Raw genomic sequence first — 13,106 nt, 5'->3', positions numbered from 1 at the left:
CGTGCCCGCTATCATGTCTCCGGGACGCATTCGTTCCCGGGGAGGAACTCTGTGATCAAGCTGCCGCTGGTCGATCGGCTGAAGTTCATCGTCGAGCGCCAGTTCGTCAAGGGCGCCGGTTTCCAGCTACTGATCGTCGCGGCGGTCATCGGCTTGATGGCGCTGGTCGGCGGTATCGCGCTTCGCCTGGGCGGCGCCGGCGAGAGTTTCTTCGACGCTGTCTGGTGGGCCTTCCTGCGCATGACCGATCCGGGCTACCTCGGCGACGATGAGGGCGCCTGGCGGCGGATCGTCTCGACCGTTCTGACGGTCAGCGGCTACGTCGTCTTCCTCGGTGCCCTGGTGGCGATCATGACCCAGTGGCTGATTGCGCGGATGCGCGAGTTCGAGCGTGGACTCACACCGGTCGCGATGAGACAGCACGTGGTTATCGTTGGCTGGACGAACCGGACGCTGCCTCTGCTGCGCGAGCTGGTTGGTTCCGAGCGCGCCCGGGAACAGTTCCAGAGCGGCTTCGGCATCCGCCGGCTCAGAGCCGTGGTGCTTTCCGAAAACGTATCCCCTGCTCAGGCACAGGCCCTGCGCGTCGATTCCGGATTGGGCCGGCTGGCCAGGCGCGTGGTCCTGCGCTTCGGCTCGCCACTGGAAGAAGAGGCCATTCACCGTGCCGGCTGCCTGAATGCGGCGGTGGTGATCATGCCGACCGACTTTGCCGGCGCCGACAGCCTGGTCAGCGCCGATGTGGCGACCATCCGCTCGCTGCTGTCGATCGATGCGCGTGCCGGACGGCACGGGCAGGAGCCGCCCCTGGTGGTCGCCGAATTGCAGGATATCCGCCGCATCGACATGGCGCGCAGCGCCTACCGGGGGCCGCTCGAAATCGTCCCCTCCGACGATGCCATCAGCCGCCTGCTGACCCAGAACGTCCTGCACCCCGGTCTTTCGGCGTTCTATCGCGAGGTGCTTACGGCGCGCGAGGGCAATGAGATACTGCTTCGGCGGGCCGGCAACCTGGCGGGTGCAACGCTCAAGGAAGCGACGGGGCAGTTTCCCGGCGCCATCGTCATGGGTCTCGTCAGGAAGGAAGACGGTGAGGCGCGTGCCCGCCTGAATCCACCCTCGAGTACGCGCATCGACGCCGGTGACAAGCTCGTCATGCTGGCGCGCAGCCTCGCCGATACTTTGCCGGCCGCGGCAGCCGGCGGCCGTTTGCCACCGATCGAGCGGGGTGTTCCCCGGCGTTTTGGGGCGCAGGTTGGCTCGAAGCACCGTCTCCTGATTCTGGGCTGGAACCAGCGCGTGCCGAACCTGCTCGATGAGCTGGCCAGCTATGGTGACCGGTACTTCGAAGTGCGCCTGGTTTCGTCGTCGGACATCGCCATGCGTCGCGAGGAAATCGATCGATATTCCGAACGTGCTGCACGCGTTCCAGTCGAGCATGTCCGGGCGGACTTCCTCCTCGCGGGCGGCCTGCGCGCTGCGGATCTCGAGGGATTCACGAGTGTTCTGCTGCTGGCCAGCGACCGCGTGGCCAGCGAGGAAGCCGCCGATGCGCGCACCATCGTGGGGCATCGGGTGGTCGAAGGCCTTCTGGCCGGTCGCGACAAGCGCCCGCAGATCCTGTTGGAGCTGGCCGACGCCGCAAACGAGGAGCTTGCCCGCTCCGCAGGCGTGGAAGCGGTCACCAGTCCGCTGGTGATCAGCCACCTGTTGGCGCGCATCGCGTTGCAGCCGGCCATTCGAATGATCTTCGACGAGTTGTTCACGGTCGGCGGCCCGGAGATCGAGTTCCGGTCGCCCGGATACTTTGGCCTGAGTGGGGATGAGCGATTCCGCGACATGGAGGCGGCCGTGGCGGCTCGCGGCGAGACGCTGCTGGGCGTTCGTTCGGGGTCAGACCGGAAGCTGGCACTCAATCCGTCGCGCGAGACACACTTTCTGGATGGCGTCCAGCAGTTGTGCGTGCTAACCACGGTTCAGGCTTCGGCTCATTGAGCCTTTGTCCTGACGCGCGTTTTCATGCGGTAGGATTGAGTCCTCTCAGCGAAGCCGGGGACTGACATGGATTTCTCGCCGTCGGACAAAGCCGTCGACATCGCCCGCCGACTGGATCGCTTCATGCGCAAGGAGGTCGAGCCGGTCGAGCCTGAATATCATCGCGAGTTGGCCGCCATGGACGATCCCTGGCAGGTCCTCCCCGTAATCGGCGAGCTCAAGGCCAAGGCACGCGAAGCGGGTTTGTGGAATCTCTTCCTGCCCGACGAAGAGCTCGGCGAGGGGCTGTCGAATCTCGACTACGCGCCCATGGCCGAACGCATGGGGCGCTCGCTGATCGCGCCCGAGATCTTCAACTGCAATGCACCGGACACCGGCAACATGGAGGTGCTCTACCACTACGGTTCCGATGAACAGAAGGCGCAGTGGTTGAAGCCGCTGCTGGCCGGCGAGATTCGCTCGGCCTTCTGCATGACCGAACCGGAAGTCGCCTCGGCCGACGCCACCAACATGCAGGCCACGGCGATCGTCGAGGGAGACGAGGTCGTGCTCAACGGGCGCAAGTGGTGGTCGACCGGTATCGGGCATCCTGACTGCAAGGTAGTCATTTTCATGGGCCTGACCGATGCGGAGGCCGACCGGCACTATCGTCATTCCATGGTGCTGGTGCCCGTCGACACGCCGGGTGTGAAGATCGAGCGGATGCTCAATGCAATGGGATTTCACGACGCCCCCTACGGCCACGGCGAGGTCAGTTTCACCGATGTGCGACTGCCGAAGTCCGCCATCATCGCCGGTCCCGGAAAGGGTTTCGAGATCGCCCAGGGGCGACTCGGTCCGGGGCGCATCCACCACTGCATGCGACTGATCGGCCTCGCCGAGCATGCCCTCGAACTGGCCTGCCGTCGCTCGCTCGAGCGCGAGGCCTTCGGCCGGCCGTTGGCCAAGCTGGGCGGCAATTCGGAGAAAATCGGTCAGGCCCGTATCGCCATCGAGCAGGCGCGGCTCCTGGTGCTGAAGGCCGCCTGGAGCCTGGATCATCGAGGCATCGCCCGGTCGATGAGCGAGGTCAGCCAGATCAAGGCGGCCGTGCCGTCGATGGCGCAGGACGTGATCGACATGGCCATGCAGCTGCACGGCGGGGCGGGCATGAGCGACGATTTCCCCCTGGCCGCCGCCTGGACGGGCGCGCGAGCGCTGCGCATCGCAGACGGCCCCGACGAGGTTCACAAGGCGCTCGTTGCCCGTATGGAACTGGCTCGATACAGACCGTGATCCCGCATCGGGACAATCCCTCCTTCGCCCGTTCGCCGGACAAAGCAGGTGCAGCGGCCTGCCTGCGAATGCCTGACGCCCGCCGCGGAATCCGTCTGCGTTCATTGTGACGACGCCATTCCCGAGAATAACTCCGCGACGCCGTCGGCTGCTGGATCGGCTGCTCGATGGCTTGCTCGACCTCGATGACAACGCCCGCGAACGCGAATTGGCTGCCATCGCGGGGCGGACCGCCCGCATTCACCGCTGGCTGGTCGCGTTGTTGGCGGCGAGTGCAGAACAACCCGGGGAAGATCTTTCCACCCTCTTCGAGCGGGTGGGGCAGGCGGCGCAAAAGGACGCCGTATCCCGTCATGAGGTGACCCTGGCCCCTGACACTCGGGTTGGCGCGTGGCGGATCGAGCATGCGGTGGGCCATGGCGGGATGGGGACCGTCTACAAAGCCCGGCGTGCCGATGGTGCATTCGAGATGGAAGCCGCGGTCAAGGTCATCCGCGTTCGCCGTGCGGCTCTGGAAGAACGCCTTACCATGGAGCGCCAACTGCTGGCCCGGCTCAGCCACCGCGGCATCGCCCGCCTGATCGACGGCGGGTCGACCGGGGACGGCCATGCCTTTCTCGTCATGGAGTGGGTGCCCGGACGCGATCTCGATGCATACGTACACGACGAGGCGCCGGCGCTGGGCAGGCGGCTTGATCTGTTCGAGCAGATGGCGTCTGCCGCCTCCCACGCGCATCAGCGCCGCGTGGTTCACGGAGACCTCAAGCCCAGCAATGTTCGCGTCAACGACGAAGGGGCAGTGCGCCTGGTCGACTTCGGCATCGCCAGGCTCCTGGAGGAGGGTGAAGCCAGCGGGGAATCCCCGCTGCGGGCCTTGACGCCGGAATTCGCCGCGCCCGAACTGCGGGCCGGCGAGTCCCCGTCGACCCAGTCGGATGTCTGGTCGTTGGGGGCCATGCTCTATTGGCTGTTGACCGATTCGCTGCTGCAGTCGCGCGCGGGCCCGATCCACGGAGAAAGCCTGCAGCGGAGCATCCCGCGGCGAGACGACCTGGCGGCGATCGTCGCTCGCGCCACGGCCGAGGATCCCCGGGATCGTTACCCGACGGTCTTCGGCCTGATCGAGGACATCCGTCGTTACCGGACGCGAATGCCCGTCGAGGCGCGTGCGCCGACGCGTCTGTATCTGGTCAAGCGGTTCGTGGATCGGCACCGATTCGCTGTCGGCATGGCCGGTGCCGTATCCGCCGCGCTCTGCCTGGCGCTGGCCGGCGCGCTCTGGCAGGCCCATCGGGCCACGGTCGAGCGCGATCGCGCTGCGGCCCAGACCGAGCGCGCCCTGATGGCCGAAGCCGAGAGTACGCAGCTGGCCGGGGAGCTCGAGCAGGTCGTCGCCTTCCAGGCCGCGCAGCTTTCGGCGATCGACGTCCGGCGGATGGGCGTTGGATTGAGGACGGGAATAGCCGCCCGTCATCGTGAATCCATGGCGCGTAACGGAATGACCGGTCCGGCGTTGCAGGAAAGGGATCTTGAGGCTCAGCGCATGCTTGCCCGGGTCAACTTCTCCGACCTGGCCCGCGATGCCCTGCAGGACAACATCTTCGAGAATGCGCTCGAGTCCATCGACGATCAGTTCGCTGACCAGCCCCTGTTGCGTGCGCGCTTGCTGCAGACCGTCGCGACGACCCAGCGCGCCGTGGGCCTGGAGCGGCAGGCCGGTGCGCCCCAGCGGGAAGCGCTTGCCGTTCGGCGCGAGATGCTCGGCGACCAGCATCCCGATACGCTGGAATCGGTCAATCGAATGGGCCAGCAGCTTATGGCTGAAGGCAGTCACGATGAGGCGCTCGCCCAATATCGCAAAGCGCTGGCGGGCCTGGAGGCGTTGCACGGGCCCAAGCATCCGGAGACGTTGACCGCGCTGAGCAACGCCGGCATCGCGCTGGAAGCGATGGGGCGCTATGTCGACGCTGAACCGAATTTCCGCGAGGCGCTGCAGGGCCGGCGGGAGGTGCTCGGCCCCGAACATCCCGACACGCTGGTGTCGATGTCCAACATGGCGGCCTTGTTCGATGGCCTCGAACGCCCCGCGGAAGCCCTGCCGCTCTATCGCGAGGCGCTCGGCACGCGGCGTGCCGTGCTGGGCGACGATCATCCGGATACGCTGCGTTCGATCAGCAATCTGGGCGTCTTCCTGGCCGGCGAGGATCGCTTCGACGAGGCCGAGCCCTACTACCGCGAAGCACTGGCGGGCCGCACCGAGGTGCTCGGCCGCGAGCATCCGGAAACGCTGGTCTCGACCAACAACATGGGCTACTTGCTGGTCAATACCGATCGGCTCGTCGAGGCCGAGCACCACTTCCAGCAGGCGCTTTCGATGTCTCGCCGCGTGCGGGGCGATCAACATCCCCTGACGCTCGTTGCCATGAACAACCTGGCCGACTTGCTGCACAAACTGGGCCGGTACGAGGATGCCGAAGCGCTGGCGGCCGAGGCCGTGTCGGGCGGTCGCCAGTCGCTGGAGGACGGACACTGGTACCTCGGTGTTTTCCTCAATCGTCAGGGACGCGAACTCGCCGCGCTCGGTCGCTTCGACGAGGCCGAGGCCGTCATGCTCGAGTCACACGGCATCTTTGTGGAGGCCTTCGGGGCGGAACACGGCCACACACAAGTCGTGGTCAAGTCACTGGCGGATGTCTACGCGAGCTGGCACGAGGTAGCGCCCGGGGCGGGCCATGACGAGCATGCCTCCGCCTGGCGGGCCCGGTTGATCAACGAGGAATGAGACCCATGGGATGCATTGGATGGGTTCAGCCGCCGCCCGGTGGCAGGAGCAACGCACAGGAAGGGGCGCTGTCATGAGCGGGGATTCAATCGGCGCCGTGCCCGAACACGAAGTAACGCGGCTGCTCGAAGAGATTCGGGGAGAGCCCGACCTGTTCGAGCGACTCATGCCGCTGGTCTACGACGATATGCGGCGCATCGGCCGCGCTCAGCGCCGGCGCCTGGGCGGTAGCGCGACCCTTCAGACCACGGCGCTGGTTCACGAGGCCTTCCTGAAGATGCGGCGAAGCGCGGGCGGGGAGATCGAGAACCGCCTGCATTTCCAGCGCCTGGCGGCCTGCGTCATGCGCCAGCTGATTCTCGACTACGCGCGCAAGCGACTGGCTTCCAAGCGCGGCGGCGACCAGGTCCGCGATACCTTCGACGAGTCGGAGTACGGCGGGGAAGACGACGACCTGGTTCGGGTCATCGCGGTGGACGAGGCGCTCGAGCGCATGGCCGACAGCGATCGGCGGATGACCGAAGCGCTGACCGCACAGCTTTACGCCGGCGCCACCGTCGAAGAGATCGGGGAGATGTTCGGCATCTCGAGTCGCACCGTGATCCGGGACCTTCGCCGTGCGAGGGCCTGGCTCAGGATCGAACTGTCCGACTTCGACCCGGCAGCGGGTTCGTGAACACCGCTATCGGCTGCGACGTTCGGTCAATTGCAGCGAGAGCATGACCGGCAGATGGGTCGAGTCGGTCGAACCGCGATCGAGGTAGCCCTGGTTGTCGTTGAGGTACAGAATCGCGTACTCGAATCCCCGACCGCGAAACCGCCAGCGCAGGCCGCTGATGTTCTCGTCGAACTCGACGGCCTCGAAACCCTCGCGCAGCGCCGCGTCGTAGGTTCGTTTCCATTCCTCGATGGTGCCCGGCAGCGCGACATTGAGTGCGATCTCGCGCCCCGACAGCTCGCTTGTGCCCGTACTGTTGCGTACGATCAGGTAGGTCTCGGGCAGGGGGATCTGTTCCGGAAAGTCGTCGGGCAGGGTGAAACCCGCTGCAGTCCCGGAGGGGGCCGGTGAATCCGGAGCGGCTAGTGATGAAGCCGTGTCAGGTGCGTCGGCCGAACAGGCGGCCAGCGCCAAGGGCAAGGCGAGTGTGAGGAGTGTGATTGGCCTGCGCATGGTCATTTCCCGTTCGTGGAGTGATGAAGGTCTCGAGATCGGCTACGCGATCGGGCTGCATGGGAGGACAGGGTTGTCGAATGCCGCCACCCGATCGGCCGTCGCGATCGGGTGGCGGTCTGGCTGTCCTCGTTGAGTTCACGGTCCCTCGAAGCGGTCCGAGAAGAGTGCGTCGGAGACGATCAGCGGGAAGGGCTGGTGCGTGAACTGGCTGGTGTTGCCGGAGGCGTCCGTCGCGGTGGCGACCAGGTAAGTCGATGCGTTGACCGGTTGCGTGAGCGACAGCGAGCCGGTGCGGAATTCGAATGAGGCCGACTCGGGATAGGTCTCGGAGCCTATGTAGGTCCGACCCTGTGGACTGTTCCCGTCGGTCAGGTAGAAGTCGATTGTCATCGGGTAATCGGCGTTGGCCGGTACCGTCTGGACCCGATAGCGATAGTCGAGTTGCCCCGTTCCCGCGTCCCAGCTGGTGGCATTGGCGTCGAAGTCGGGATAGTTGAGCAGGGTGTTCGGGCCCGTACCGCTCCCGCCCACGTCGAGCGCGGTCATGCCCAGGTCGATTCCCGGCGTCGTCGCCGTTCCGTTGCTGTGGATCCGGTTGCCACGTATCACGTTGCCGATGGCGCCGCCGTTGGATCCCAACTCGAAGGAGATACCGGCGCCGTTATGGGCGATGACGTTGCCGCTATCGGTCCCCGGGCTCCAGGTTCCCGAATCGATGATGTCGTTGGGAGCGTAGCCGATCTGGTTGTCGACCGACCCGACTTGCAGCCGCACGGCCATCGCGTTGCCCATCGGCGTGCCGTCGGGGTGGACGCCGATGTGATTGCCCAGCACGAGCGTTTCCTCCGCGCCGTCGAGCAGGATGCCCGTGATGGTGCTGTTGACGATTGTGTTGCCGGTATTGTCGGATTGCCCGATCCACACGCGATTCAAATTCGATCCGACCGCGATGCCGATGTCGTTGCCCATTGATGTCCCGCTGGCATCGGTGCCGATGTAGTTGTTGCGGATCGCGACCAGCGCGGTCGGATTGGCCGAAGTGTACGCATCGACCAGGACGCCGACCGCGTTGTTTCCGATGATGTTGGCGTCGTTCTCGTCGAGCGAGCCGAGCTGTCCCGGGCCGACGAAGATCACGCCGTTGCCCGTATTCTGCGTCACCGTATTGCCCCGAATGAAGACCCCGCCCTCGCTTTGCGTGCCCATTCCTTCGAAGTTGTGGGAGACCACGTTGTTGGCCAGCACATTGCCTGCGCCGCTGTACACGACGATGCCGATTTGCATGCCGAGGTCGTCTCCTTCGGCATTGGTGCCGACGTAGTTCCAGGCAATCTCGTTGTTGTCGGCCGCGATGCCAGCGTTGTTGCCGATGACGATACCGGAAGCCTGGGAATGGCCAATCGTGTTGCGGCCCGCCCCGGACGTGCCGATCTGATTGTCCGAGCCCGTAACATCGATGCCGTGCTCCCCGTTGCCGTAGTCCTGGGGCGGATAATCGATGTCGGCCTGACCATCGTGCGGTATGCCGATCGCGTTGCCCAATACAACTTGCCCGTCGGCCTCGATCAGGAGGCCCGAGCCGTCGTTGTTCGAGATTGTGTTGCCATCGAGGAACCCGATGGCGTTTCCGGCCCCGGCGCTGGCGGTGATATGTACGCCGTGCCCCGCGTTGCCCGAGATCGGCGCGAAGGGTTCGAGAATGATATCGGGTCTTCGTAATCCGATGACGTTGCCCTGCAGCAGGTTGTTGGCGGATCCGTTGCGGATCCGCACGCCGTTGGCGTCATTGGCGTGGATCACGTTGTCCCGGATCTGGCTGCCGCTGGCATTGCTGATATCGAGCCCCTGGCCGCCGTTGCCGGAGGAGTTCCAGGCCGTTCCGCCCCAGAATCCCCCGAGGATATTGTTCTCGATGACGTAGTTTTCGCCTCCCGATATCAGGATGCCGCTGTTGCCGAATCTCGAGATGCCGACGTTTCTCACCACCGATCCGCTGGCACCCGAGCCGAACCGCAGTCCGCTGAAGCTGCCCGAGTCGGGGCCGCGTAGCGCGAGATGGGTCCGGCTGTCGTCGTCGTGTTCCGGGTGCGTATCGCCGGCGATGGTGACCTGATTGGTGATGTAGGGGAGCGCGGAATTGATCTCGATCCAGGAGACGTCGCCGATCGTCAGTTCGATTGCACTGGAGACCTCGATGACGACAGGCCCGTCGATTTCATTGGCGGTTTCGATCGCGGCGCGCAGCGTGCATTCGAAAATGAACGGTGGTGGGTCGACGATGACGTCGCCGGTGGAACAGGTGCCGGTTTCGGGGTCGAGGGCGGGATCGTCGCCCACGCTGTTGATGAACAGCGTAGTCTGCGCCGTTGCCGCGCCGGCAGCACAGATCAGGCCGAGCAGCATGGCGGCCCGGAACATGGGAAGCTTGATCGTTGGATTCATTCTGTGGTCTCTTCGGATGCCTGTGGGGGGTTACGCAGTCGGGAGAATTCACAGGACACGGACGGCGCTACCGGGAACGGTGGCTGCGATTCGACCGTGTATCATGAAGTTTTCGTTTCGGGGAGCACCATGCCGGACAGGGATTTGATCGACCGGCCGAAAGCCTTGCGCGACGAGGACCGCTTCGACGTCGACGCCGTCGACGCCTGGCTCAAGGCGCGGGTCGAGGGGCTGGAAGGGCGGCCGGAAGTCAGCCAGTTCTCGAAGGGGGCATCGAACCTGACCTACCTGCTGCGCTACCCGGATCGCGATCTGATCCTGCGCCGGCCGCCGCCGGGCACCAAGGCGAAATCGGCGCACAACATGGTGCGCGAGCACGATATCCAGGCTGCGCTCGAGTCGGTGTTTCCCTACGTCCCGGACATGGTGGCGCTGTGCACCGATCAAGACGTGATGGGCTGCGACTTCTACGTCATGCAGCGCATCGAAGGAATCATCCTGCGGCGCAACCTGCCGAGTGGTCTGGCGCTTTCCGAAGAGCAGGTGCGCAGCCTGTGCCGCAGCGCGATCGATCGACTGATCGAGCTGCATTCGGTCGACATCGAGGCCGCCGGGTTGAAGGACCTGGCCAAGGGAGCTGGCTACAATCGCCGCCAGATCGAGGGCTGGTCGGGGCGGTTCCGGAAGGCGAAGACATGGAACGTCGGCTCCGGGCGTTACGTGATGGACTGGCTGGCCAACAACATCCCCGACGAAGTGGCCATTCGCGTGATCCACGGTGACTACCGCTTCGACAACCTCGTGCTGGATGCCGACGATCCGATGCGCATCATCGGCGTGCTCGACTGGGAGCTGGCCACGCTGGGCGATCCGCTGATGGATCTGGGCAACTCACTGGCCTACTGGGTCCAGGCCGATGACGATTTCTACTTTCGTGGTTTCCGCCGCCAGCCCACGCACCTGCCGGGCATGATGACGCGGCGTGAAGTGGTCGACTATTACTGCGAGCGCACCGGCTTACAGCCCGAGAACTGGGCCTTCTACGAAGTCTATGGTCTGTTCCGCCTGGCCGTGATCGCGCAGCAGATCTACTACCGTTACCACTACCGCCAGACCAGCAACAGGGCTTTCAAGCATTTCTGGCTGGCGGTGAACTACCTGCTCTGGCGCTGCCGGCGCACGATCGCTCGCGCTCGCTGAGCGCGACACATGACAAAAGACACTATTGCCGGCGTCGGGTTTGCGCGACACTGATCGACTTTCGCATACAGGGACCGTCAAGGAGATGGAGCAGGGAGAGATCTTCAGCAACGATCAGGTCGAGGCTTCGAGCCTGCCGGATTTTCAGCGCGTGCAGCTCACGTCCGTGGCCGATGCCTACCTGCCCTGGGCGCTGATCACGCAGACCGCCTTCTGGCTGATTCTCGCAGTTGCTGCGCTGGTTGTTCCCATGCTGCCGTTCGTGCCGCTGGACGGCCTGTGGTGGCTGCCGCTGCCACCGCTTGCCGTGGCCGTTGCCGGCGCCGTCTACGCAAGGCTGGATGCCCGCACCCGCGCCTGGGCCCTGCGCGAGCATGATCTGATCTATCGCTACGGCGTGGTCTGGCGCAAGACGGTGATCGTGCCGTTTGCGCGCATTCAGCACGTCGAAGCGCTTCACGGACCGCTGGAGCGCTATCTGGGGCTGATGCGGGTCAAGTGCTTTACCGCCGGGGGCATGACCGCCGACCTGACCGTAAAGGGTCTCGATCGAGGCGATGCGCGGCGGGTGCGCCAGTACCTGCTCGAACAGATTGCCGAGTCTGCCGATCACGAGGAAGACGGCGACGTCGAAGGGCCGGTTCGTGACGCCGATTGATCTCAATACCTGGCAGCGCCTGGCGCCGATGGCGCTATTGTTCCTGGTCATCAACGGTGGCGCGAAGTTCGTTCGCGAGAATCTCTACGCGTTTGCCGGTGCGGGCGCCGGGTTTGCCTTTCTCGATCGCCTGGGGCTGCGCGAGTTCGTGCTCGGCGGCCTGCTCGCACTGCTCGTCGGGATCCTGGTTGCGGCGATCTATCACCGCCGTTTCCGTTTCCGCATCGAAGGCGATGCCATTCGCCTGCGTCGGGGAATCATCGAAAACAAGGACCTGCGCATCCGCTTCGCACGGGTCCAGAACGTGGGTCTGAGCCAGCCGTTCTACTTCAGGCCCTTCGGGCTGGTGCGGTTCACGCTGGAGACGCCCGGGGCGGAATCGACGGAGGTGTCGTTGCCGGGCGTCAGCCAGGAGCTGGCGCTGGCCCTGCGCGACCATATCGCCCGCGCCGGCGGCGCAGCGGGTCGTGAGGCCGAGTACGACGTCGATCCGGAAGCAGCGCCGGCCGAAGTCCAAACCGAGGCGTCGGACGCGACCCTGATTCACGCCCCCGGCAACCTGCGGCTGTTCGCCCACGGCCTGGTCAGCAACCAGGTCTGGCTGATCGCCGGCGTCGCTGCCTGGCTCTTCGGCACAATGTGGGAGCGCATCGAGCAGTGGATCGGCTCGATCGGCGTGAGCGCCCTGGTGCAGCGAATTCTCGAATTCGGCTGGACCGGCGCGGCGGGGCTGATTCTCTTGCTCGTCATTTCGTTGTTCGTCCTGTCGGGCGTGCTGTCTTTCGTGCGCTTCCACGATTTCATCCTTCGCGATCTGGGTGATCGATTCCTGTCCATCGGCGGCTTGCTCGACCGGCGCGAGCAGAATATCCGCCGCCGAAAACTCACCGGCCTGACGCTCTACCAGACGGCGCTGGGCCGGCTGATCGGCCAGTGGTACCTGATCGGCAAGCAGGCGAGCAGCAAGGAGTTCGAGGTCGATCCATCGGGGAAGCACTTCCTGATCCCCGGCATGCGACGCGGGGACCTGCATCTGATCGGCCGCCTCATGCCGGGGTTCTCCGTGCCGGAGTCAATGCGCCCGATCAGTCGCCGTTTCCGGACGCTGTTGTGGTCGCGGATCAGCGCGCCGGTACTGCTCTTGACGGCGCTGGCCTGGTGGTACCTGTCCGAAACGCGTTTGCTCATGGGCGGCGTGCTGGTGATCCTGCTGGTCGTTCTCTGGCTCGTTCATCGCAGCTGGCGCTGCTGGGGCTGGCAGGTGGTCGATGGCGTGTGCTGGATCCAGCAGGGCTTGTTCGGCTTGCGGCGTGACGCTTTCGAGCTGGCCATGGTGCAGCAGGCCGCCGTGGTCAGCACGCCTTACTTCAGGCGGCACGACCTGGCCTCGGTCCGGCTGGTGCTGCCGCAGGGGCAGGTCACCGTGCCGTTCATCGCCAGGAGCGACGCCGTCGAGCTGGTCAACCGGGCCGTCCTGGCGGCCGAAACATCGCGCGCGCACCGCGTTTGACCGCCCCGGGCGATTGCCGTCGGAGCGTTCGGGAGCGGCGAGCCCCCCGTGATAAAATGCCGGGCTGTCC

At 65.2% G+C, this 13,106-nt stretch carries 9 protein-coding genes; 7 read left to right on the top strand and 2 right to left on the bottom strand.

The genetic code is table 11. The features are described 5' to 3' along the window. Window positions 1-51 precede the first annotated feature (51 nt). The 4 genes from DZC52_RS03145 (at window position 52) to DZC52_RS03130 (ending at window position 6,728) form a co-directional block, all read left to right on the top strand. Window positions 52-1,995: a CASTOR/POLLUX-related putative ion channel gene (locus DZC52_RS03145; RefSeq protein WP_116649661.1), complete on the top strand. Its 1,944-nt coding sequence runs from the start codon at window positions 52-54 to the stop codon at window positions 1,993-1,995. A gap of 66 nt (window positions 1,996-2,061) precedes the next feature. Continuing rightward, on the top strand, window positions 2,062-3,270 hold the full coding sequence (locus tag DZC52_RS03140; RefSeq protein WP_116649660.1) for an acyl-CoA dehydrogenase family protein: 1,209 nt from the start codon (window positions 2,062-2,064) through the stop codon (window positions 3,268-3,270). Between the two features lie 106 nt (window positions 3,271-3,376). Then, window positions 3,377-6,052 carry a serine/threonine-protein kinase gene (locus DZC52_RS03135; protein WP_147307587.1) on the top strand — a complete coding sequence of 892 codons (2,676 nt, stop codon included), beginning with the start codon at window positions 3,377-3,379 and terminating at the stop codon, window positions 6,050-6,052. A 73-nt stretch (window positions 6,053-6,125) separates the two neighbouring features. Further along, window positions 6,126-6,728 carry an ECF-type sigma factor gene (locus DZC52_RS03130; RefSeq protein ID WP_181918743.1) on the top strand — a complete coding sequence of 201 codons (603 nt, stop codon included), beginning with the start codon at window positions 6,126-6,128 and terminating at the stop codon, window positions 6,726-6,728. Between the two features lie 6 nt (window positions 6,729-6,734). Here the strand turns inward: DZC52_RS03130 and DZC52_RS03125 are convergent, their stop codons facing one another. Next, window positions 6,735-7,223: a hypothetical protein gene (locus DZC52_RS03125; RefSeq protein ID WP_147307586.1), complete on the bottom strand. Its 489-nt coding sequence runs from the start codon at window positions 7,221-7,223 to the stop codon at window positions 6,735-6,737. A gap of 138 nt (window positions 7,224-7,361) precedes the next feature. After that, window positions 7,362-9,668, bottom strand: a complete 2,307-nt coding sequence (locus DZC52_RS03120) for a right-handed parallel beta-helix repeat-containing protein (RefSeq protein WP_116649656.1) — start codon at window positions 9,666-9,668, stop codon at window positions 7,362-7,364. A gap of 129 nt (window positions 9,669-9,797) precedes the next feature. On the opposite strand from DZC52_RS03120, the gene DZC52_RS03115 reads away from it, so the two are divergent. The 3 genes from DZC52_RS03115 to DZC52_RS03105 all read left to right on the top strand — a co-directional run bounded on the left by DZC52_RS03115 (window position 9,798) and on the right by DZC52_RS03105 (window position 13,036). Continuing rightward, the gene (locus tag DZC52_RS03115; RefSeq protein WP_116649655.1) at window positions 9,798-10,868 is read left to right on the top strand and encodes a phosphotransferase family protein; all 1,071 of its coding nucleotides are present in this window, start codon (window positions 9,798-9,800) and stop codon (window positions 10,866-10,868) included. A gap of 85 nt (window positions 10,869-10,953) precedes the next feature. Further along, entirely contained in the window at window positions 10,954-11,526 is a 573-nt protein-coding gene (locus DZC52_RS03110; RefSeq protein ID WP_116649654.1) for a PH domain-containing protein, read from the top strand. Next, window positions 11,513-13,036: a PH domain-containing protein gene (locus tag DZC52_RS03105; protein WP_181918742.1), complete on the top strand. Its 1,524-nt coding sequence runs from the start codon at window positions 11,513-11,515 to the stop codon at window positions 13,034-13,036. Before DZC52_RS03110 ends, DZC52_RS03105 begins: the two co-directional genes overlap by 14 nt. Window positions 13,037-13,106 lie beyond the last annotated feature (70 nt).

The organism is Wenzhouxiangella sediminis (assembly GCF_003410055.1).
Taxonomy (GTDB): Bacteria; Pseudomonadota; Gammaproteobacteria; order Xanthomonadales; family Wenzhouxiangellaceae; genus Wenzhouxiangella; species Wenzhouxiangella sediminis.
The sequence above is the reverse complement of the archived record's forward strand: the minus strand, read 5'-3'. Positions and strand labels throughout refer to the sequence as shown.

Coding starts and splice junctions, on each gene's coding strand:
- DZC52_RS03140 (WP_116649660.1), top strand. CDS start 2,062: ATGGATTTCTCGCCGTCGGACAAAGCCGTCGACATCGCCCGCCGACTG.
- DZC52_RS03130 (WP_181918743.1), top strand. CDS start 6,126: ATGAGCGGGGATTCAATCGGCGCCGTGCCCGAACACGAAGTAACGCGG.
- DZC52_RS03125 (WP_147307586.1), bottom strand. CDS start 7,223: ATGCGCAGGCCAATCACACTCCTCACACTCGCCTTGCCCTTGGCGCTG.
- DZC52_RS03120 (WP_116649656.1), bottom strand. CDS start 9,668: ATGAATCCAACGATCAAGCTTCCCATGTTCCGGGCCGCCATGCTGCTC.
- DZC52_RS03115 (WP_116649655.1), top strand. CDS start 9,798: ATGCCGGACAGGGATTTGATCGACCGGCCGAAAGCCTTGCGCGACGAG.
- DZC52_RS03110 (WP_116649654.1), top strand. CDS start 10,954: ATGGAGCAGGGAGAGATCTTCAGCAACGATCAGGTCGAGGCTTCGAGC.